The organism is Streptomyces sp. NPDC087300, assembly GCF_044744425.1.
Lineage (GTDB): Bacteria > Actinomycetota > Actinomycetes > Streptomycetales > Streptomycetaceae > Streptomyces.
In genome coordinates, this window is sequence record NZ_JBIUYI010000005.1 from 170,911 (window position 1) to 192,771 (window position 21,861).

7 protein-coding genes are annotated in these 21,861 nt (G+C 72.2%); all 7 read left to right on the plus strand.

The features are described 5' to 3' along the window. The first annotated feature begins 1 nt into the window (after nt 1). Complete coding sequence (locus ACIO9J_RS21150) at nt 2-823, plus strand: alpha/beta fold hydrolase (RefSeq protein ID WP_402001535.1); 822 nt, start codon at nt 2-4, stop codon at nt 821-823. 71 nt (nt 824-894) lie between these two features. Next, nucleotides 895-1,119 (plus strand): MbtH family protein, encoded by a 225-nt coding sequence (locus tag ACIO9J_RS21155; protein ID WP_402001538.1) that lies wholly within the window; start codon nt 895-897, stop codon nt 1,117-1,119. A gap of 48 nt (nt 1,120-1,167) precedes the next feature. Beyond that, the gene (locus tag ACIO9J_RS21160; protein ID WP_402003533.1) at nt 1,168-3,279 is read left to right on the plus strand and encodes an ABC transporter ATP-binding protein; all 2,112 of its coding nucleotides are present in this window, start codon (nt 1,168-1,170) and stop codon (nt 3,277-3,279) included. A 216-nt stretch (nt 3,280-3,495) separates the two neighbouring features. After that, a complete protein-coding gene (locus ACIO9J_RS21165; RefSeq protein ID WP_402001541.1) occupies nt 3,496-4,149 on the plus strand; it encodes a response regulator transcription factor in 654 nt (217 codons plus the stop codon). A 20-nt stretch (nt 4,150-4,169) separates the two neighbouring features. Beyond that, nucleotides 4,170-5,540: a sensor histidine kinase gene (locus ACIO9J_RS21170; RefSeq protein ID WP_402001544.1), complete on the plus strand. Its 1,371-nt coding sequence runs from the start codon at nt 4,170-4,172 to the stop codon at nt 5,538-5,540. Between the two features lie 309 nt (nt 5,541-5,849). Continuing rightward, nucleotides 5,850-17,234: an amino acid adenylation domain-containing protein gene (locus tag ACIO9J_RS21175; protein WP_402001547.1), complete on the plus strand. Its 11,385-nt coding sequence runs from the start codon at nt 5,850-5,852 to the stop codon at nt 17,232-17,234. Further along, nucleotides 17,231-21,844 (plus strand): amino acid adenylation domain-containing protein, encoded by a 4,614-nt coding sequence (locus ACIO9J_RS21180; protein ID WP_402001550.1) that lies wholly within the window; start codon nt 17,231-17,233, stop codon nt 21,842-21,844. The genes ACIO9J_RS21175 and ACIO9J_RS21180 overlap by 4 nt, the downstream gene beginning before the upstream one ends. Nucleotides 21,845-21,861 lie beyond the last annotated feature (17 nt).

The following is a 21,861-nucleotide window of genomic DNA, read 5'->3' on the forward strand; positions in this document are numbered from 1 at the left end:
GATGCCGGTCGTCAGGACCGACGGGATCAGCCTCGGCTACGAGGAGTACGGCACCGGCGATCCTGTCGTCATGGTGACCGGCACCGGCGCGTCGGGACGGATGTGGCGCACCCACCAGGTGCCCGCCCTCACGGCGGCGGGCCACCGGGTGATCACCCTCGACAACCGGGGGATCCCGCCCAGCGACCCCTGCCCCGACGACTTCACCCTCGTCGACATGGCGGCGGACGTGGCCAGGCTCATCGAGCACGTGGGCGCGGGGCCCTGCCGGGTGGTCGGCTACTCGCTGGGGGCGCTGGCCGTCCAGGAACTCCTGGTGGCCCGCCCCGGTCTCGTACGCCAGGCCGTCCTGATGGCGACCAGCGGCCGTACCGACGCGCTGACCGCCGCGATGACGGCCGCCGACCTCGAACTCGGCCACGAGGGCGGCAAGTTGCCGCCGCGCTTCGCCGCCTATGTGAAGGCGCTGCAGAACCTCTCGCCGCGCACGCTGAACGACGAGGAGCGGCTGCGGGACTGGCTCGCCGTCTTCGAGATGTCCGCCGTGGACCTGGCGGGCATCCGCGGCCAGCTCGGCCTCCAGCTCATTCCCGACCGCCGCCCGGCCTACCGGCGCATCAGCACGCCGTGCCTCGTCATCGGATTCCAGGACGACCTGGTGGTGCGCCCGCACCTGTCCCGCGAGGTCGCCCGCGCCATTCCCGGCAGTTCCTATACCGAGATCCCGGGCTGCGGCCACTACGGATATCTGGAGAACCCGGCCGCGGTGAATGCCGCGATCGTCGAATTCTTCGGTGCCGCTGGACGGCCTTGTCGCCCTTGATGGGCCCCGGCTAGCGTGAAACACGCCCGGCCGAAGGGCAATTGAGCCGACGGAAATTGATCGGAGTTGTTATGCCGAACCCGTTCGACGACGAAAACGGCACCTTCCTGGTTCTCGTCAACGACGAGAACCAGCACTCGCTCTGGCCCTCCTTCGCCGAGGTGCCCGCCGGCTGGAAGGCCGTCTTCGGAGAGGACACCAGGAAGGCCTGCCTCGACTACATCGAGGAGAACTGGACGGACATGCGTCCCAAGAGCCTCATCGAGGAAATGGACAAGTACGAAGCCGCCAGCTAGGCGAACCCCCGACCTGAACGACAACGAAAACAGGAGGTTTTCGTGGCCATGATCGGCGGCCCGGGGCCGATGGTGATACGGGGGATGGGTCCGGACGAGTCGGTGACCAGGCAGAAGATCAAAGCCGGCACGGCGAAACGAATCCTCCCGTACGCAAAGCCGTACCGCGTCAACATAGTTCTACTCGTGATCGTCACCGCGCTGAACGCAGCCAACGTGGTGGCCATGCCCATTCTCTTCAAGTACCTCATCGACGACGGCATCTCCAAGGGCAACACCTCCCTCGTCGTATGGATCTCCGTGGCGGTCGCGGGCCTCGCACTCATCAGTGCGGCCGTGGGCTTCGCGGAGGCCTGGTACTCGGGCCGGATCAGCGAAGGACTCATCTACGACCTGCGCACCAAGATCTTCGACCATGTGCAGCGCCAGCCACTGGCGTTCTTCACCCGCGCCCAGACCGGGTCCCTCGTCAGCAGGCTCAACACCGACGTGGTCGGCGCCCAGCAGGCCGTCACCACCCTGCTGTCCACGGTGGTCTCGGCGGGACTGACCCTGATCCTCGTACTCGGCGCGATGTTCTACCTCTCCTGGGTCGTCACCCTGATCTCCCTGGTGGTCATCCCGCTGTTCATCCTGCCCGGCCGGATCGTCGGCCAGCGGCTCCAGCGCATCATGCGCGAGCACATGCAGGTCAACGCCGAGGTCGGCTCGTTCATGAACGAGCGGTTCAACGTCACGGGCGCGCTGCTCGCCAAGCTCTACGGACGGCCCTCCTCCGAGACGGGCCTGTTCTCCCGCCTCGCCGCCAAGGGACGCGACCTGGGCATCCTGACCTCCGTCTACGGCAGGATGCTCTTCCTGACGATGACGCTGGTCGGCTCGCTCGCCACCGCTCTCGTGTACGGCCTGGGCGGCAGCCTCGTCATCGACGGCACCTTCCAGATCGGCACGCTCGTGGCGCTCGCCGTGCTCCTCACCCGGCTGATGGCGCCGATCAACCAGCTCTCCGGCGCCCACACCAGCCTGGTGACCGCGCTCGTCAGCTTCGACCGGCTCTTCGAGGTCCTCGACCTCAAGCCGCTGATCTCCGAGAAGCCCGACGCGGTGCCGCTCCCCTCGTCCGCCGAGGGCGGCAGGACCGCGCCCGAGATCCAGTTCGACGGGGTCTCCTTCCGCTACCCGAAGGCGTCCGACGTCTCCCTCGCCTCACTGGAGTCGATCGCGCTGCCCTCGCAGGAACGCACCACGAACGCCTGGACCCTGCGCGACCTGAGCTTCACCGCACCGGCCGGCAAACTGACCGCGCTGGTGGGTCCGTCGGGCGCGGGCAAGACGACCATCACCCACCTGGTGCCGCGCCTGTACGACCCGGTCGAGGGCGTCATCCGCATCGGCGGGCACGACATCCGCGACGTCACCCTGAAGTCGCTCAACGACACCGTCGGCATGGTCACCCAGGACGCCCACCTCTTCCACGCGACCATCCGCGACAACCTCACCTACGCACGCCCCGACGCGACCGAGCAGGACCTGATCGACGCGTGCAGGGCCGCCCAGATCTGGCACCTGATCGAGGCGCTGCCCGACGGCTTCGACACGGTCGTCGGCGACCGCGGCTACCGCCTCTCGGGCGGCGAGAAGCAGCGCATCGCGATGGCCAGGCTGCTCCTGAAGGCGCCGCCCATCGTCGTCCTCGACGAGGCCACCGCCCACCTCGACTCGGAGTCCGAGGCCGCCCTCCAGCGCGCCCTGAAGACCGCGCTGCGCGGCCGGACCTCCCTGGTCATCGCCCACCGGCTCTCCACCATCAGGGACGCCGACCAGATCCTGGTCGTCGACAAGGGCCGGGTCCAGGAACGCGGCACCCACGAGGAACTGCTCGCGCTCGACGGGCTCTACGCGGAGCTGTACCGCACGCAGTTCGCCCGTCAGGGCTCGGCCAACGGCGTCGAACCGCGCCCGGAGCCGGTGCCCGAGCCGGTCGGCGGACCCATGCTGCACGGCGGCCCCGACGGGCCCATGCCGGGCGGCCCCGGCGGACCGGGACTCTTCCTGCTCCCGCTGGGCGAGGGCCCGGGACCCGACGGAGGGCCGGGCCCCGGTCCCGGCGGTCCAGGACCGCGGATCATCGGCGGGCCGCCCCCGCCACGGCAGGACTGACCTGTACGTATACGGAATCGCGGCATCCGCACCGTCCTCGGCGACGGCGCGGATGCCGCGCCGCCGTGCGGGGTACCTTGCTGCTGTATGTGCTCCGCACACGGCCGCGGCGGGCTGTGACCGGTACGTGACCCGGGCCCCGGCATCCTGGTCGCCAAGATCCGTGCCGTCGCCCGCTCAGCCCGGTCGCAACGCGCGCTTAGGTGGGGGTGAGCGGTGAGAGTGCTGGTGGTCGAGGACCATGCCGAACTGGCCGAGTCGGTGGCGCGGGTGCTGCGCAGGGAGGGCATGGCGGTCGACGTCGTGTACGACGGCGAGAGCGCCCTGGAACGCACCTCGGTGGTGGACTACGACGTGGTCGTGCTCGACCGCGACCTGCCCGGCATCCACGGCGACGAGGTCTGCGGGGTGCTGGTCGAGGAACCCGCCCGTACACGCGTGCTGATGCTGACGGCGTCGGGGACCATCGCGGACCGCGTGGAGGGCCTCACTCTCGGCGCGGACGACTACCTGCCCAAACCCTTCGCGTACGCCGAACTCGTCGCCCGCATCCGGGCGGTGGCCCGGCGCTCGGCGACGGCGGTCCCGCCGGTCCTGGTCCACGGCGACCTGCGGCTCGACCCCGCGCAGCGCATCGCGACGCGCTCCGAGGAGCGGCTCGCGCTCACCCCCAAGGAATTCGCGGTCCTGGAGTATCTGCTCACCGCCCAGGGGCGCGTGGTGTCGGCCGAGGAACTCCTGGAGCGGGTGTGGGACGAGGCGGCCGACCCGTTCACCACCACGGTCAAGGCCACGATCAACCGTCTGCGGTCGAAACTGGGCGCACCGCCCCTGGTCGAGACCGTGCCGCGCGGCGGGTACCGGATCTGAAGATGTGAGGTGAGATGCCGATGCGTCTGCCCAGCTCGCCCCGGGCCGCCCGGGTCCGCGCCGTGCTCGTCTCCCGGCTGCTGCCGCGCAGGGTCCGGATGCGGCTCACCCTGCTCTACGGGCTGATGTTCGTCCTCTCGGGCGCGGTCCTGCTCACCATCACCTATCTGCTGGCCAACAGGCCCAACGGCTTCTTCCTGTTCAGCCGCGCCAGCGTCCCCGGCGGGAGCACCGGATTCCCCGCGGACGGCGGGATCCACCTCTACCCGGACGGCATGGCGCCCAGCACGGTCGACGCCTTCGCCGAGGCACAGCGGCAGCAGGCGGTGCGCCAGCACGCGGCCGAGATGCACGACCTGCTCATCGAGTCCGGCATCGCGCTGGCCATCATGTCGGTGATCGCCATCGGCCTCGGCTGGCTGGTCGCGGGCCGGGTGCTGCGGCCGCTGCGCACCATGACCTCCAGCATCCAGCGGATCTCCGCGCGCAACGTCCACGAACGCCTCGCCGTCGAGGGCCCCGGCGACGAACTCAAGGACCTCGCGGACACCGTCGACGGGCTGCTCGGGCGCCTGGAGACCGCCCTCGACTCACACAAACGGTTCGTGGCCAACGCGGCACACGAACTACGCACACCACTGACGGTGGAACACGCGCTCCTGGAGGAGTCGCTGATCGACCGCGACGCCACCGTGGACTCGTTCCGGTCCAACTTCGAACGCCTGCTGGTCCTCAGCGAGCAGCAGGCCAGACTCCTGGAGTCCCTGCTGACCCTCTCCAGCAGCGAACGCGGCCCGGACCGCAGGGAAGCGCTCGACCTCGGCGAGGTCACGGACCAGGTGGTGCTCGGCTGGCGCGCGGAGGCGCAGCGACGGGGGCTGCGGGTGGAGGCGGTGACGGGGCGGGCCGACATCTGGGGCGACGGCGCGCTGGTCGAACGGCTGGTGGCCAACCTCGTGGACAACGCCCTCGGCTACAACGTGCCGGGCGGCTGGGTGCGCGTCTTCGCCGGCGTCGAGGGCGGCAACGCCGTCGTACGCGTCTCCAACACGGGCCCCACGATCCCGCGGGACCGGGTGGGCCGGCTCCTCGAACCCTTCCAGCGACTCGACCGCAGCTCCGGCGACGGCCACCACGGCCTGGGGCTTTCGATCGTGCGCTCCATCGCCGTCGCGCACGGCGCAGCGCTGCGCGCGGAGGCCAGGCCCGGGGGCGGCCTCGTCGTCGAGGCGGCCTTCCCGCCACGGGTGGCGGACCAGCCCGCCAGGCACCTCGGCCTGCACAGGCCGCCACCTCCGCCGGTCCCGCCGGCCGCGGTGACCCAGGGGCCGGGGGCGCGTCCGGGCGACCGTCCCGGCGAGCGCGAATTCGGCGCGACCGAAAGCCGATAACGGCGCGATCCGAGAGGCGTCCGTGCGGGTAATCCCGGACGCTCGCGTGGAATACACACCCGCCCTAACCTGGAATGCGCGCAGGCCCGTCCAGGTCTTCGTCCAGGTGTCCAAGTGCGCGGAATGAGCGGTTGGACAGAGCCGGACGTCGCTTGGACATCGCTTGGACGGGCTCGGACGGCCGGGTAATGGGCGGGGCTCCCGGCAATTCATCGCCTTCACGGCGGCCGATGAGTATCGTCCCCCTGCGTGTTCGTCCGAATGGAGTCGAGGAAACAGCCGACGCGGATAGCGCGGCTAGGGGGATATATGAACGGCACGGCTGGTCGCGCTCTGCCCCTGTTCGACTCCCAGGAAGGAATCTGGCTCGCGCAACGCGTGGCGGGCTCACGCCGCCTCTACAGCGTCGGCCAGTACGTCGAAATCCTCGGCCCTGTCGATGCGAAGACATTTCAGCGCGCACTGCGGCAGGTCGTCGCCGAGACGGAAATCCTGCATGTACGGGGCGTGGAATACGGCGACCAGGGGCAAGTGGCCCAGATCCTGGCCCCTTTCCGGGATTCCGGCGCGGTCGATCTCGGTGCCATCGGCCCCGGTGCCATCGACACCGAATCCGTTGACCTCGGCTTCACCGATCTCAGCGTCATCGACCTCAGCGCCGAGGACGAGCCGAAGGCGGCCGCCGAGGCGTGGATGCGGGCGGAACTCCGCATGGAGAAGGGCGCCGACGCCGACCGGCTCTTCTCCTACACCCTTTTCCGTCTCGCCCACGACCACTACCTCTGGTTCCAGCGCTACGACCACCTCCTGATGGACGCGTTCGGCTGCTCCCTGGTGGCCCGCCGCGTCGCGCACCTCTACACGGCACTGCTGACCGGGACCGACCCTGAGCCCGCGCAACAGGCCTCCCTGAGCGCCTTGTTGGGGCAGGAGGCCGCCTATCGCGACTCGGAGCGGGCCGAACGTGACCGCCGCTACTGGCTCGACCGCTTCGCGGACCGCCCCGAGTCGGCGGGGGTACCGGGACACGTCGCACCGGTCAGCGGCGCGGCGAGCCGGAGCGGTGCGAGCGGCGGGAGCGGCAGTGACACACCCGGTGGCGTCACGCTCGAAGTCCTGTGTCAGGCAGGAGAGTTACCGCTCTCCGCCGTGGCGGCCCTGCGTGCGGCGGCGGCCCGCGCCGGAGTCAGCTGGCCGAGGCTCGTCGTCGGGGCCTTCGCGGCCTTCACGGGCCGGATGGCCGGAGCGGACGAGACGGTCCTGAGCCTCCCGGTCGCCGGACGCACCACGCACGAGGCGCGGCGCACGCCCTGCACGATGGCGAACATCCTGCCCCTGCGCCTGCCCACGCCCCCCGCCCTGAGCCTGCTCGACCTGGCGCGGACGGCGGGCCGCGAGGTCGGCGACCTCCTGGACCACCAGGCGTTCCGCGGCGAGCGCCTGCGCCGCGAACTCACCTGGCCCACCGGCGACCGCTGGCACTTCGGCCCGTACGTGAACGTGATGCCGATGGCCGGCGAAACCCTCCGCTTCGGCGCGCACCGGGGCGTCGTACGCGATGTGTCGAGCCGCCGCGTCGAGGACTTCGGCGTACTGGTGAGCGGCTGGTCGGAGAACGAGGGCATGCGCGTCACCTTCGAGGCCAACCCCACGCTCCACGACGGCGACTGGCTCGGCGCGGCCCACCGCTCGTTCCTCGCGTTCCTCGAACACGCCGTGTCCGAACCGGCGTCGCCGGTGGGCCGCCTGGACACGGTGAACGGCGCGGAGCGGCTGCGCGTGGTGCGCGGCTGGAACGACACGGCCCGGCCGGTGGCGGCCGTCTCGGTGCTCGGGGCATTCGAGGGCTGGGCGGACCGGTCACCGGACGCGACCGCGGTGACGGCCGGTGAACACCGGCTCTCCTACGCCGAGTTGGAATCACGCTCGAACCGCCTTGCCCGGTATCTGCGGGGTCTGGGTGTGGGGTGTGAGTCGCGGGTGGGTCTGTGTCTGCCGCGTGGGGTGGACGTGGTGGTGGCGGAGTTGGCGGTGTGGAAGGCGGGCGGTGCGTTCGTCCCGTTGGATCCGGAGTACCCGACGGACCGCCTCGGGTTCATGGTGGCCGACAGTGGTGCGGAGGTCGTGGTCGGCCTTGCCGGGTCGCTGACCGGGGTGCCCGTTGGTTCGGCGCGGACAGTCCTCCTCGACGAGGCGCGGACCGCGCGGACGGTCGCTGCCGAGTCCGACGCTCGGCTGGGCATGGCCCCTCTGCCCGACCAACTCGCGTACGTCATCTACACGTCGGGGTCGACGGGTCGCCCGAAGGGCGTCGCGGTGGCGCATGGCGGTGTGGTGAACCTGGCCGAGGTGATGCGGCCGGTGCTCGGGGTTGCCGAGGGTGTGGTGGTGTTGCAGTTCGCGTCGTTCAGCTTCGACGCGGCGGTGCTCGATGTCGCGGTGACGCTGGCGGGTGGGGGGACGCTGGCGGTCGCGTCGGCGCAGGAGCGGGCGGAGCCGTCGGCGCTGGCGGCGATGTTGCGGCGCACGGGTGTGAGCACGGCGAGTGTGGTGCCCTCTCTCCTTGGCGTGCTGGATCCGGCGACGGTGGAGGGTGTCGGGAACTGGGTCCTGGGTGCGGAGTTGCTGACGGCTGATCTGGCGGGCCGGTGGACCGGCCAGGCCCGGGTGTGGAACACGTACGGCCCCACCGAGGCGACCGTGATCACCACGGCGGGACCGGTGGCGGGAGACATCCGCCCGCAGGACGCTCCGCCGCCGATCGGGCGCCCGCTGGGCAATGTCAAGACGTACGTCCTGGACGCGCACCTGCGGCCCGTGCCCGCGGGGGTGACCGGCGAGCTGTATGTGGCGGGTCCGGGTGTGGCGCGGGGATACGTGGGTCGGCCCGGTCTGACGTCGGAGCGCTTCGTGGCCTGCCCCTTCAGTGGTGACGGTGGCCGGATGTACCGGACGGGTGACCTGGCCCGGTGGACGGCGGACGGCGAGTTGGTGTTCGCGGGGCGGGCCGACGAGCAGGTCAAGATACGTGGCTTCCGCGTGGAGCCGGGTGAGGTGGAGGCCGTCCTCGCCGCGCATCCGGCCGTGCGGCAGGCCGCCGTGGTCGTACGCGAGGACCGGCCCGGCGACAAACGCCTGATCGGCTACGTGGTCTCCGAAGGCGCGGTCACCGCGACCCCGCACGAGCTGCGCGCGCACCTGGCCGGGGCCCTGCCGGAGTACATGGTGCCCGCCGCGGTCCTCGACCTGGACGCGCTCCCGCTCACCGCCAACGGAAAACTGGACCGCGTTGCCCTTCCCGCACCGGATTTCGCCGGTACGGGAAGCGGCCGAGGCCCCGCGACGTCCGTGGAAGAGGTGCTGTGCGGGCTGTTCGGCGAGGTGCTCGGGCTGGGGCGGGTCGGTGCGGACGTGTCGTTCTTCGACCTGGGCGGGGATTCGCTGTCGGGGATGCGGCTGGTCGGCCGCGTACGTGCGGTGCTCGATGTCGACCTGGGGATAGGGGAGTTGTTCGGCGCGCCGACGGTGGAGGGCCTGGCGCGGCTCGTCGGCGAGGGCATGAGCCCGGGGCGGGTGGCGTTGCGGCCGTATGTGCGTCCCGATGTGCTGCCGTTGTCGTTCGCGCAGCAGCGGATGTGGTTCCTGAACCGGCTTGAGGAGACGGTGCCGGGGGCGGCGGCCGCGTACAACTTGCCGCTCGTGCTGCGGATTTCGGGTGACCTTGACGTGGCGGCCCTGGAGGCGGCGCTCGGGGATGTCGCCGACCGGCACGAGAGCCTGCGCACGGTTTTCCCCGACCTCAACGGTGTACCCCGTCAGCGGGTGCTCGACGGCGAGGCGGGCCGGCCGCGCCTCGCGCTGGCGGAGCCCGGTGCGGACCAGGCGGACGAAATGCTGGCGGAACACGAGGCCAGGGGCTTCGACCTGCGAGTAGAACTGCCCTGGCGTGCAGCTCTGTTGAAACTCGGCGCCACGGATTCCGTGCTGTCGCTGGTGGCGCACCACGTGGCTGTGGACGGCTGGTCCATGGGGGTCATCGCGCGCGACCTCGAAACGGCGTACGCGGCGCGGTGCGACGAGGGCCGGGCGCCGGAGTGGACACCCTTGCCCGTGCAGTACGCCGACTACGCGCTCTGGCAGCGGGAGCTCCTGGGGGAACTGGACGACCCGGGCAGCGTGCTGAGCGGCCAACTGTCCTACTGGCGACAGACCTTGGCAGGTGTGCCGCAGGAGATCGCGCTCCCGGTGGACCGGGCGCGGCCCGCCGTGCCGTCCTTCCAAGGGCGCCGGGTGCCGGTCGACGCCGACGCGGAGACACATGCGCGGCTCGTGGACCTGGCGGGGGAGGGCCGGGCGACGATGTTCATGGTCGTGCACGCGGCGATGAGCGTGCTCCTGTCGCGCCTGGGTGCGGGCGACGACATCGTGCTCGGCACGCCGACCGCAGGACGCGGGGACGCCGCCCTTGAGGAGCTGGCCGGGTTCTTCGTCAACACCCTCGTACTGCGTACGGACTTGGGCGGCGACCCCACCTTCGTGGAAATCCTGGAGCGGGTGCGGGCCGCGGACCTGGCGGCGTACGCGCATCAGGACGTCCCCTTCGAGCGCCTGGTCGACGAGGTCAATCCCGCGCGTTCGGTGTCCCGAAATCCGCTGTTCCAGGTGATGCTGGCCCTGGAGAACGTGCCCGATCCCGAGTGGCGGCTGCGGGGTGCGCGGGTCACATCGGCGTCGATGGCGGCGCCCGCCGCACGGTTCGACCTGGCGGTGACGTTCACGGAGCGGCGTGACGTTGACGGCGAGCCCGGCGGTCTCGACGGCGACATCCTCTACGCCACGGACCTCTTCGACGAGGGCACGGCCCACACCTTGGCGGAGCGCCTCACACGCGTCCTCGAACAGGTCGCCGCCCACCCGGACATCCGCCTCAGCGAGGTGGACGTCCTGACCGAGGCCGAGCGGTCCCGGGTCGTGGAGCAGTGGAACGACACGGACCGGCCCGTGGTGTCGGGTTCCGTGCCGGCGGCGTTCGAGGCGCGGGCGGCTTCCTCGCCCCACGTGACGGCCGTCGTATCCGGTGAACGCACCCTCACCTACGGCCAGTTGAACACCGAGGCGAATCGTTTGGCTCGGCGCCTGGTGGGTCTGGGTGTGGGGTGTGAGTCGCGGGTGGGTCTGTGTCTGCCGCGTGGGGTGGACATGGTGGTGGCGGAGTTGGCGGTGTGGAAGGCGGGCGGTGCGTTCGTGCCGTTGGATCCGGAGTATCCGGTGGACCGGCTCGGGTTCATGGTCGCGGACAGTGGTGCGGAGGTCGTGGTCGGCCTTGCCGGGTCTCTGACCGGGGTACCGGTCGGGGCGGCGCGGGTGGTGCTCCTCGATGAGGAAGAGGAGGAACGCGAGGAACACGAGGCGGCAGACACGGCATACGTCGCAGCCGGGCCTCTGGCGACACGCACCACACCGGATCAACTCGCCTATGTCATCTACACGTCGGGGTCGACGGGTCGCCCGAAGGGCGTCGCGGTGGCGCACGGCGGCCTGGCGAACCTGGCCGAGGCGATGCGGCCGGTACTCGGGGTCGCCGAGGGTGTGGTCGTCCTGCAGTTCGCGTCGTTCAGCTTCGACGCGGCGGTGCTCGATGTCGCGGTGACGCTGGCGGGCGGCGGGACGCTGGCGGTCGCGTCGGCCGAGGAACGGGCGGAGCCGTCGGCGCTGGCGGCGATGTTGCGGCGTACGCGTGTGAGTACGGCGAGTGTGGTGCCTTCCCTCCTTGGCGTGCTGGATCCGGCGACGGTCGACGGGGTCGGGAACTGGGTCCTGGGCGCGGAGTTGCTGACCGCCGACCTGGCGGCTCGATGGTCCGGGCAGGCCCGGGTGTGGAACACGTATGGGCCCACGGAGGCGACCGTCATGGCGACGGCGGGTCCAGTGGATGCGGGGATCGGCCCGGGGGACGCCTCGCCGCCCATCGGGCGTCCGCTGGGCAACGTACGCACGTATGTCCTGGACGATTTCCTGAAGCCGGTTCCGGTCGGTGCGACGGGGGAGCTGTATGTCGCGGGTCCGGGTGTGGCGCGCGGATACGTGGGACGCCCTGGCCTGACCTCCGAGCGCTTCGTGGCCTGCCCCTTCGGCGGTGACGGTGGCCGGATGTACCGGACGGGTGACCTGGCCCGATGGGCCCCGGACGGGCAGTTGCTGTTCGCGGGGCGGGCCGACGGGCAGGTCAAGATACGTGGCTTCCGCGTGGAGCCGGGTGAGGTGGAGGCCGTCCTCGCCGCGCATCCGGCCGTGCGGCAGGCCGCCGTGGTCGTACGCGAGGACCGGCCCGGCGACAAACGCCTGATCGGCTACGTCGTGTCCGAAGACGCGGCCCCTGAGGACGTGCGGCGTCATGTGGCCGCCCATCTCCCGGAGTTCATGGTGCCCGCGGCGGTCCTCGTCCTGGACGCGCTGCCGCTCACGGTGAACGGGAAGCTCGACCGTGCCGCCCTGCCCGCGCCGGACTTCGCCGCCCGGGTTAGCGGCCGCGAGCCGCGTACGCAGTCCGAGGAGATCCTGTGCGGGCTCTTCGCCGAGGTGCTCGGGCTCGAATGGGTGGGGATCGACGACGGGTTCTTCGACCTCGGAGGTGACTCGCTCCTCGGGATGCGGCTGGTCGCCCGCGTACGTGCGGTGCTCGATGTCGACCTGGGGATAGGGGAGTTGTTCGGCGCGCCGACGGTGGAGGGCCTGGCGCGGCTCGTCGGCGAGGGCATGAGCCCGGGGCGGGTGGCGTTGCGGCCGTACGTGCGTCCCGATGTGCTGCCGTTGTCGTTCGCGCAGCAGCGGATGTGGTTCCTGAACCGGCTTGAGGAGACGGTGCCGGGGGCCGCTGCCGCGTACAACTTGCCGCTCGTGCTGCGGATTTCGGGTGACCTTGACGTGGCGGCGCTTGAGGCGGCGTTCGGGGATGTCGCCGACCGGCACGAGAGTCTGCGCACGGTCTTCCCCGACGTGGAGGGCGTGCCCCACCAGCGGGTGCTCGACGGCGACGCGGGACGGCCGCCGCTGACCCTCGTGCGTGCCGACGAGGACCAGGTCGCGGGGCTGCTCGCCGACCAGCTGGCCGGCGGCTTCGACCTGGGCGCGGACCTGCCGTGGCGGGCCTGGCTGCTCACCGTGGGGCCGGGGGAATTCGTGCTGTCGGTGGTGGCGCACCACGTGGCCGCCGACGGCTGGTCGATGGGGGTCCTCGCGCGCGATCTGGAAGCGGCGTACACGGCGCGGCGCACCGGTGGCCGGTCGTCGTCCCTGGCGCCCCTGGCGGTCCAGTACGCCGACTACGCCCTGTGGGAGCGGGAAGTCCTGGGAGACCCCGGCGACCCGGACAGCGTGATCAGTAGCCAACTCGCCTACTGGCGGGCCGCGTTGGCGGACGCACCGCAGGAGCTCGCCCTCCCCGTCGACCGGGCGCGGCCCGCCCTGCCCTCGTTCCTCGGACGGCTGGTGCCGGTCGGCGCCGACGCGGAGACCCACGCGCGGCTCGTGGACCTGGCGGGACAGGGCCGGGCGACGATGTTCATGGTCGTGCACGCGGCGATGAGCGTGCTCCTGTCGCGCCTGGGTGCGGGCGACGACATCGTGCTCGGCACGCCGACCGCGGGACGCGGGGACGCCGCGCTTGAGGAGCTGGCCGGGTTCTTCGTCAACACCCTCGTACTGCGTACGGACTTGGGCGGCGACCCCACCTTCGTGGAACTCCTGGAGCGGGTGCGGTCCGCCGACCTGGCGGCGTACGCGCACCAGGACGTCCCCTTCGAACGGCTCGTCGACGAGCTGAGCTCGTCGCGCTCGCTCTCCCGCAACCCGCTGTTCCAGGTGATGCTCGCCCTCCAGAACGTGCCGGAGTTCGAGTGGGGGCTGCCGGGCGTCGAGGTGCGGCCCGCGCCCCTGCCGCCCGAGCTCGCCGCCCGGTTCGACCTGGCGCTCTCGGTCGTCGAGCGGCGTGACGAGCGCGGGGCGCCTGCCGGGCTCGACGGCGAGATCCTGTACGCCACGGACCTCTTCGACGACGGCACGGCCCGCGCCCTCGCCGAGCGCCTCGCGCATGTGCTCCAGCAGGTGGCCGCCGACCCCGAGTTGCGGATCGGCGAGATCGACGTCCTGACGTCGGCCGAGCGCGCCCGGCTCCTGGGGCACTGGAACGACACGACGACCGCGGAGCCGGATGCCCTCGCGCCCGAGCTGTTCGGCCGCCAGGCGGAACGGACGCCGGGCGCCGCGGCGCTCATTTCCGGCGCGGACGGAGTGGGAACACGGCCCGAACAGGCGCTGTCGTACGCCGAGTTGGCTTCCGACGCGGGCCGCCTCGCGCGTCACCTCATCCGGGTCGGCGTCGGCCCCGAGTGCCGGGTGGCCGTGCTCGGCGAGCGGTCCGTGGAGCTGGTGGTGTCGCTCCTCGCGGTGTCGATGGCGGGCGGCGTGTACGTCCCGGTCGACGCGGGCTACCCGCCGGAGCGGATCGCCTACGTGCTGGGCGACGCCGCGCCCGACGTGGTGCTGTGCACCGGGGCGACCCGGGGCGTGGTGCCGACCGGGTTCACCGGACGTGTCGTCGTCATGGACGATCCGGAGGTGGCGGACGCGGTGGCGCGGTGCGCGGGAGGCCCCGTCGGCGACGCGGAGCGGCTGGCTCCGCTGCGGGCCGACCACGCGGCGTACGTCATCTACACCTCGGGCTCGACCGGGGCGCCCAAGGGCGTGGCGGTGTCGCACGGCGGGCTGCGCAACCTCGTCGCGGAGAACGTGCGACGGTACGAGGTCGGCGCGGACAGCAGCGTCCTGCAACTCGTGTCACCCAGCTTCGACGTCTCCATGGCGGACATCTGGCCGACGTTGTGCGCGGGCGGCCGCCTCGTCCTCGCCCCCGCGCGTCTCGACGTCACCGGGGCGGAGCTCGGCGGCCTGATCCGCGACCGCCGGGTCACGCACGCGGCGATCCCCCCGGCTTTCCTGTCGCAGATGCTCGCGGAGGAACTGCCGGAGCTGCGGGTGCTCATCACCGGAGGCGAGGCCATGCCCGCCGAGGTGCGCAGGCGCTGGTCGTCGGGGCGGTCCATGTTCAACCAGTACGGCGTCACGGAGTCGACGGTCATCTCCACGGTCAACCTCGTGGACGACGTCGAGGCCGTCCCGTCGATCGGCCGCCCCATCGCCAACACCCAGGTGTACGTCCTGGACGCGGCCCTGCGGCCGGTGCCGGTGGGCGTCGCGGGCGAGCTGTACGTCGCGGGGGCCGGGCTCGCCCGCGGGTACCTGCGGCGCGCGGGCCTGTCCGCCCAGCGGTTCGTGGCCTGCCCGTTCGGCCCCGGCGAGCGGATGTACCGGACCGGTGACGTGGTGCGGTGGACCGGGCGCGGGGAACTCGTCTTCGCCGGGCGGGCGGACGAACAGCTCAAGATCCACGGTCACCGGGTCGAACCCGGCGAGATCGAGGCGGCGCTCGCGGGCTGCCCCGGAGTGCGCCAGGCGGCCGTCGTCGTCAGGGAGGACAGGCCGGGCGAGCGGCGGCTCGTCGGCTACGCGGCCGCCGACGCGGGGGCGGTGGACGGCCGGACGGTGCGCGCCCACGCGGCCGGGGTGCTGCCCGAGTACATGGTGCCCGCGGCGGTCGTCGTCCTCGACGCACTGCCCCGTACGGCGAACGGCAAGGTGGACCGGGCCGCGCTGCCCGCGCCCGACTTCGCCGAACGCGTCGCGGGACGGGCGCCGCGCACACCGGCAGAGGAGATCCTGTGCACCCTCTTCGCCGAGATGCTCGGCCTGGAACGGGTCGGCGCCGACGACAGCTTCTTCGAACTGGGCGGCGACTCCATCAGCTCCATGCAACTGGTGTCGCGGGCCCGGCGGGCCGGCCTGGTCGTGACGCCCCGACAGGTGTTCGAGGAGAAGACCTCCGAACGGCTCGCCGAGGTGGCGGAGGTCGCCGCGGACACGGGCGTCATGTCGGGCGGCGGCGTCGGCGAGGTGCCGTGGACGCCGGTCATGCGGTCCTTCGGCGAACGGGTCGCCGACCCCGCATTCACCCAGTGGATGACGGTGGGAGCCCCGGCGGGGCTCGGCCTCGACGTGCTGAGCGCGGGCCTGGCGGCCGTGCTGGACGCGCACGACATGCTGCGGGCGCGGACCGTGCCGGGGGAGCCGAAGCTGATCGTCGGCGAGCGGGGGGTGGTGGATGCGGCGGGGCTCCTGTCGGCAGGGCTCGTGTCGCGGGTGGACGCGGCTGCGGCCGCCGATTCCACCGTGGCCGCCGATTCCGTAGCCGTCGCCGATTCCACCATGGCCGCCGGTTCCGCAGCCGTCGCCGGTTCCGCCGCGGTCGCCGCTTCCGCAGCGGAGCCCTTGACCGATGACGCACTCGACGAGATCGCCGGACGCGCCGCGCGCGAGGCGGCGGCAGGACTCGACCCCGCGGCCGGTGTGATGATGCGCGCCGTGTGGGTCGACGCGGGCCCCGGCCGCACCGGCCGTATCGTGCTGGTGGTCCACCACCTGGTGGTCGACGGAGTGTCCTGGCGGATCCTCGTACCCGATCTGCGCGCCGCCTGCGAGGCGGTGGCCGAAGGACGCACACCCGGCCTCGACCCGATCGGGACATCCTTCAGGCGCTGGGCGGAACTGCTCGCCGCGGAAGCCGCCGACGAGAGCCGCGTCGCGGAGCTCACGGAGTGGCTCGCCCTGCTCGGACAGCCCCAACGCCCGCTGGGGCGCCATCCGTTGGACCGGGACGTCGACACGGCGGACACGCTGCGCCGCCGCTCCTGGGTGGTGCCGCCGCACCAGGCGGCCACCCTGGTGGGCCGGACCCCGGCCGCGTTCCACTGCGGCGTGGACGACGTGCTGCTCGCCACCCTCGCGGGCGCCGTCGCGCACTGGCGGCCAGGGACCGGCACCGGACTCCTGGTCACCGTCGAGGGACACGGCCGCGAGCAGCTCGGGGACGTGGACCTGTCGCGCACGGTCGGCTGGTTCACCGGCGCGCACCCCGTACGCCTGGAGGTGACCGGCGCCGACCTGGACGCCGCTATGGTCGGGGGAGGGGCGGCCGGTACGTTGGTGAAGGCCGTCAAGGAGCAGGCCAGGGCGGTGCCCGGTGACGGACTCGGCTACGAACTCCTGCGCCACCTCAACCCCGGGACCGGCACCGTCCTGGACGCCGCACCGGCCGCGCAGATCGGCTTCAACTACCTGGGCCGGTTCGCCTCGGGAGCGGGAGCGGGAGCGGGAGCGGGTGCGGGCGCTGGATCCGGTGCCGGTATGGGTACCGGTACCGGTACTCGTGTCGGCAGCGCGAACCACGCCGACCGCACCGGCCCCTGGCAGCTCGCCGGCGCGGCGGGCACCGGCGGCTCGGCCGGCCGTGACCTGCCCGCGATGCACGTCCTGGAAGGCATCGCGGTCGTCCGGGACACCCCGGAGGGCCCCGAGCTCACCGTCACGCTCAGCTGGCCCGAACGCCTCCTGTCGCCCGACGACGTGGAGCACCTCGGCCACACGTGGGTGCGGCTGCTCGGCGGGCTCGCCGCGCACACCGACGAACCGGACGCGGGCGGTCACACCCCCTCCGACTTCCGTCTGCTCGACCTCGAACAGGACGAGATCGACCAATTCCAAGCCATCGCCGCGAAACTAGAGGGAGGCCTGTCCCGGTGAAGTCCTCAACCGCCGCCCACGGCTCGGCCCTGACCGAAGTGTGGCCGCTGTCGCCGTTGCAGGAAGGACTCCTGTTCCACTCCGACTTCGACGACCGGGGCCCCGACGTCTACGCCGTCCAGTTCATGCTGGCCGTCGAAGGACCCCTGGACGCGGCCCGGTTGCGGACCTCCTGGGAGCGGCTCCTCGACCGGCACGCGGCGCTGCGGGCGAGCTTCCACCGCCGTAGGACCGGCGAGGCCGTGCAGCTCATCACGCGGAACGTGACCCTGCCCTGGCGCGAGGTCGACCTGTCCGGACTCGCCGAACCCGACATCTCCGACCAGGCGGCGAAGCTGGCCGCGCAGGAACGGGACGAACGCCTCGACCTCGCGGTCCCGCCGCTGCTGCGCCTGCTGCTCGTCCGCCTCGGCACACACCGGCACCGCCTCGTCGTGACGTCCCATCACCTCCTGATGGACGGCTGGTCGATGCCGGTGCTCCTCGACGAACTCGCGGCCGTGTACGAGGCGGGCGGCGACGCCTCCGTGCTGCGCCGCGCGGCCTCGTACGGCGAGTACCTCGCGTGGCTGGGCCGGCAGGACAAGGAGGCGGCACGGGCCGCCTGGCGCACGGAACTCGCGGGCGCCGACCAGCCCACGCTCGTGGCACCGGCGGACCGCGGCACGGCCCCCGTGCTGCCCGACGAGAGCGTCGTGCAGCTCCCCGAGGAATCGACCCGCGCCCTGGTCGAACTGGCCCGCGCGCACGGACTGACGGTGAACACGCTGGTCCAGGGCGCGTGGGCGCTCGTGCTCGCGCGGCTCGCCGGTCGTACGGACGTGGTGTTCGGCGCCACCGTCGCGGGCAGGCCCACGGATCTGCCCGGCGCGGAGTCGATGGTCGGGCTGCTCATCAACACCCTGCCCGTACGGGTGCCGCTCGACGGCGCGCAGCCGGTCACCGAGATGCTCACGCGCCTCCAGGAACGCCAGTCCGCTCTCTTCGCCCACCAGCACCTGGGCCTCGCCGAGATCCAGCGGCTCGCGGGCCCCGGCGCCGTCTTCGACACGCTCATGGTGTTCGAGAACTACCCCCAGCCCCCGGCGGCACCGACCACCCCCGACCGCCCCACGTTCACCGCTTCGGCGGGCCACCAGGCCACCAACTACCCGCTCACTCTCGGCATCCTCGTGACCGACCGCGTCATGGTCCGCGTCACCTCCCGCCCCGACCTCATCGGCCGCAGGGAGTCGGCGGAGGCGGGGCAACGGCTGCTCCGCGTCCTGGAACAGTTCGTCGCCGACCCGACGGCGCCGGTCGCCCAGGTCGACGTGCTGACCGAGTCCGAGCGCCTGCGGGTCGTGGAGCGCTGGAACGACACGGGCCGGCCGGTGGCGGCGGGTTCGGTGGTGGAGGCGTTCGAGGAGCGGGTGGGGTTGTCGCCGGGTGCGGTGGCGGTGGTCTCGGGTGAACGGGCTTTGTCGTACGGGGAGGTGGAGGTTCGTGCGAATCGGCTTGCCCGGTATCTGCGGGGTCTGGGTGTGGGGTGTGAGTCGCGGGTGGGTCTGTGTCTGCCGCGTGGGGTGGACATGGTGGTGGCGGAGCTGGCGGTGTGGAAGGCGGGTGGCGCGTTCGTCCCGCTGGACCCGGAGTATCCGGCGGACCGCCTCGCGTTCGTGATCGCCGACAGCGGGGCCGAGGTGGTGCTCGGCTCGGACGGGACGCTGAGCGGGGTGCCTGTCGGCGTCGCGCGGAGCGTGCTGCTCGACGACGTGGCGACCGCGCGGGCCGTGTCGGCGGAATCCGCCGTAGCCCTGGGCACGCGGCCCGCCGGGGACCAACTCGCCTATGTCATCTACACGTCCGGTTCGACCGGGCGCCCCAAGGGTGTGGCGGTGGCGCATGGCGGCCTGGTGAATCTGGCGGAGGCGATGCGGCCGGTCCTGGGGATCGAGGAGGACGTCGTCGCGCTGCAATTCGCGTCGTTCAGCTTCGACGCGGCGGTGCTGGACGTGGCCGTGACACTCGCGGGCGGCGGCACCCTGGCGATCGCGACATCTGAACAGCGCGCCGACGGAGCTGAGTTGGCCTCCATGATTCGTGGAGCCGGAGTGCGTACGGCGAGTGTGGTGCCGTCGTTGCTGGGCGTGCTGGATCCGACGGCGGTGGAGGGTGTCGGGAACTGGGTCCTGGGCGCGGAGTTGCTGACCGCCGACCTGGCGGCTCGGTGGTCCGGGCAGGCCCGGGTGTGGAACACGTACGGGCCGACCGAGGCGACCGTCATGGCGACGGCGGGCCCCGTGGATGCGGGTCTCCGGTCGGGTGACGCTTCGCCGCCGATCGGGCGTCCGCTGGGCAACGTACGCACCTATGTCCTGGACGATTTCCTGAAACCGGTTCCGGTCGGCGCGACGGGTGAGCTGTACGTCGCGGGTCCGGGTGTGGCGCGCGGGTATGTCGGCCGCTCCGGTCTGACGTCCGAACGTTTCGTAGCTTGCCCCTTCGGTGGCCGGATGTACCGGACGGGTGACCTGGCTCGTTGGACCGACGACGGCGAGCTGGTGTTCGCGGGACGTGCCGACGAGCAGGTCAAGATACGTGGCTTCCGCGTGGAGCCCGGTGAGGTGGAAGCGGTGCTCGCCGCGCATCCGGACGTGCGGCAGGCCGCCGTGGTCGTACGCGAGGACCGGCCCGGCGACAAGCGGCTCGTCGGGTATGTGGTCGCAAACCACGGCACGGACGGAGAGGCGATCCGTACGTTCGCCGCGACCCGCCTGCCCGAGTTCATGGTCCCCGCGACCGTCCTCGTCCTGGACGCGCTGCCGCTCACCGTGAACGGGAAGGTGGACCGATCCGCGCTGCCCGCCCCCGACTTCGAGGCGCGGGTGTCGGGTCGGGCTCCTGCCACGCCTGCCGAAGAGACCTTGTGCGCGCTGTTCGCGGAGGTGCTGGGTCTGGATCGGGTCGGTGTCGAGGACGGCTTCTTCGAGCTGGGCGGCGACTCGATCAGTTCGATGCAGTTGGCCTCGCGGGCGCGCAGGGCGGGGCTCGTCCTGACGCCCCGGCAGGTCTTCGAGGAGAAGACGCCGGAACGGCTGGCGAGCGTCGCGGAGGCCGCGGGGCAGGAGCGCGCGGCCGACGTGGTGGGGGTCGGCGAGGTGCCGTGGACGCCCGTGATGCGGGTGCTGGGGGAGCGGGCCGCTCGCCCGGGGTTCGCGCAGTGGGTGACGGTGGGTGCTCCGGCCGGTCTAGGCCTGGACGTGCTGAGTGCCGGACTCGCCGCCGTGCTCGATGCCCACGACATGCTGCGGGCGCGTGCCGTGCCCGGTGAGCCGAAGCTGCTCGTCGGCGAGCGCGGCACGGTCGAAGCGGGTCGCCTCGTCACCCGGATCGAGGCCGCACCCGGCGACATCGGCGCGACGGCCGCGCGGGCCGCCCGGGAGGCCGTCGGGCGCCTCGACCCGGCCTCCGGGGTGATGGTGCAGGCGGCCTGGGTGGACGCGGGTCCCGACCGGACCGGCCAACTGGTCATCGCCGCGCACCACTTGGTGGTCGACGGCGTCTCCTGGCGGGTCCTCGTACCGGACCTGCGCGCGGCCTGCGAGGCGGTCGCCGCAGGACGGGATCCCGAACTGGACCCGGTGGGTGTGTCGTTCAGGCGCTGGGCGGAGCTCCTCTCCGCCGAGGCGGCAGGCGAACGGCGGATCGCGGAGCTCGCGGGCTGGCTTGAGCTGCTCGGCGCGACGCGGCCGCGGCTCGGGCTGCGGGAGGTCGACAAGGACGTCGACACCGTACGCATCCTGCGCCATCGCTCCTGGATGCTGCCGCGGGCGCAGGTCGGCACGTTGCTCGGCCGGACGACCGCCGCGTTCCACTGCGGGGTCGACGACGTGCTGCTCGCCGCCCTAGGCGGTGCCGTGGCGCACTGGCGGCCGGACGCCGCGGACCGCGTCCTGGTGGACGTGGAGGGGCACGGCCGTGAGCCGATCGGGGACGTCGATCTGTCACGCACGGTCGGCTGGTTCGCCAGTACGCACCCGGTGCGGCTCGACGTGAGCGGTGTCGACCTGCCGCAGGTCCTCGCCGGAGGGCCGGCCGCCGGTGTCCTCGTGAAGACGGTCAAGGAACAGGTGCGTGCGATACCCGGCGACGGGCTCGGCTACGAGCTGCTCCGGCACCTCAACCCGGAGACGGGGCGCGTCCTCGCGGCCGCGCCCGCCCCGGAGATCGGCTTCACCTACATGGGCCGGTTCGCCACCGGCAGCGGCGGCGCAGGCGCTGAAGGACCGGGGCCGGTGGCCCCCTGGCAGCTGACCGGCGACGCCGCGATCGGCGGAGCCGCCGACCCTGACACGCCGCTGCTCCACCTCCTCGACGCGGGCGCCATGGTCCGGGACACCCCGGCGGGCCCCGAACTGGAGATCACCCTGAGCTGGCCGGCGGCCCTCGTCGACGAGGCGGCGGCCGAGCGGCTCGGGCGCACCTGGCTGGAGATGCTCGGCGGGCTCGCCGACCACACCACCGACCCCGGCGCGGGCGGGCGGACGCCCTCCGACTTCCCCCTGCTCGACCTGGCACAGGACGAGGTCGACGCATTCGAGACCGGTCTCGACGGAGACCACTTCTGACCCGCACAAGACCGTCG

Excerpts from the sequence above, each read along its gene's own strand:
- ACIO9J_RS21150 (WP_402001535.1), top strand. The coding sequence starts at position 2 with ATGCCGGTCGTCAGGACCGACGGGATCAGCCTCGGCTACGAGGAGTAC.
- ACIO9J_RS21155 (WP_402001538.1), top strand. The coding sequence starts at position 895 with ATGCCGAACCCGTTCGACGACGAAAACGGCACCTTCCTGGTTCTCGTC.
- ACIO9J_RS21160 (WP_402003533.1), top strand. The coding sequence starts at position 1,168 with ATGATCGGCGGCCCGGGGCCGATGGTGATACGGGGGATGGGTCCGGAC.
- ACIO9J_RS21170 (WP_402001544.1), top strand. The coding sequence starts at position 4,170 with ATGCGTCTGCCCAGCTCGCCCCGGGCCGCCCGGGTCCGCGCCGTGCTC.
- ACIO9J_RS21175 (WP_402001547.1), top strand. The coding sequence starts at position 5,850 with ATGAACGGCACGGCTGGTCGCGCTCTGCCCCTGTTCGACTCCCAGGAA.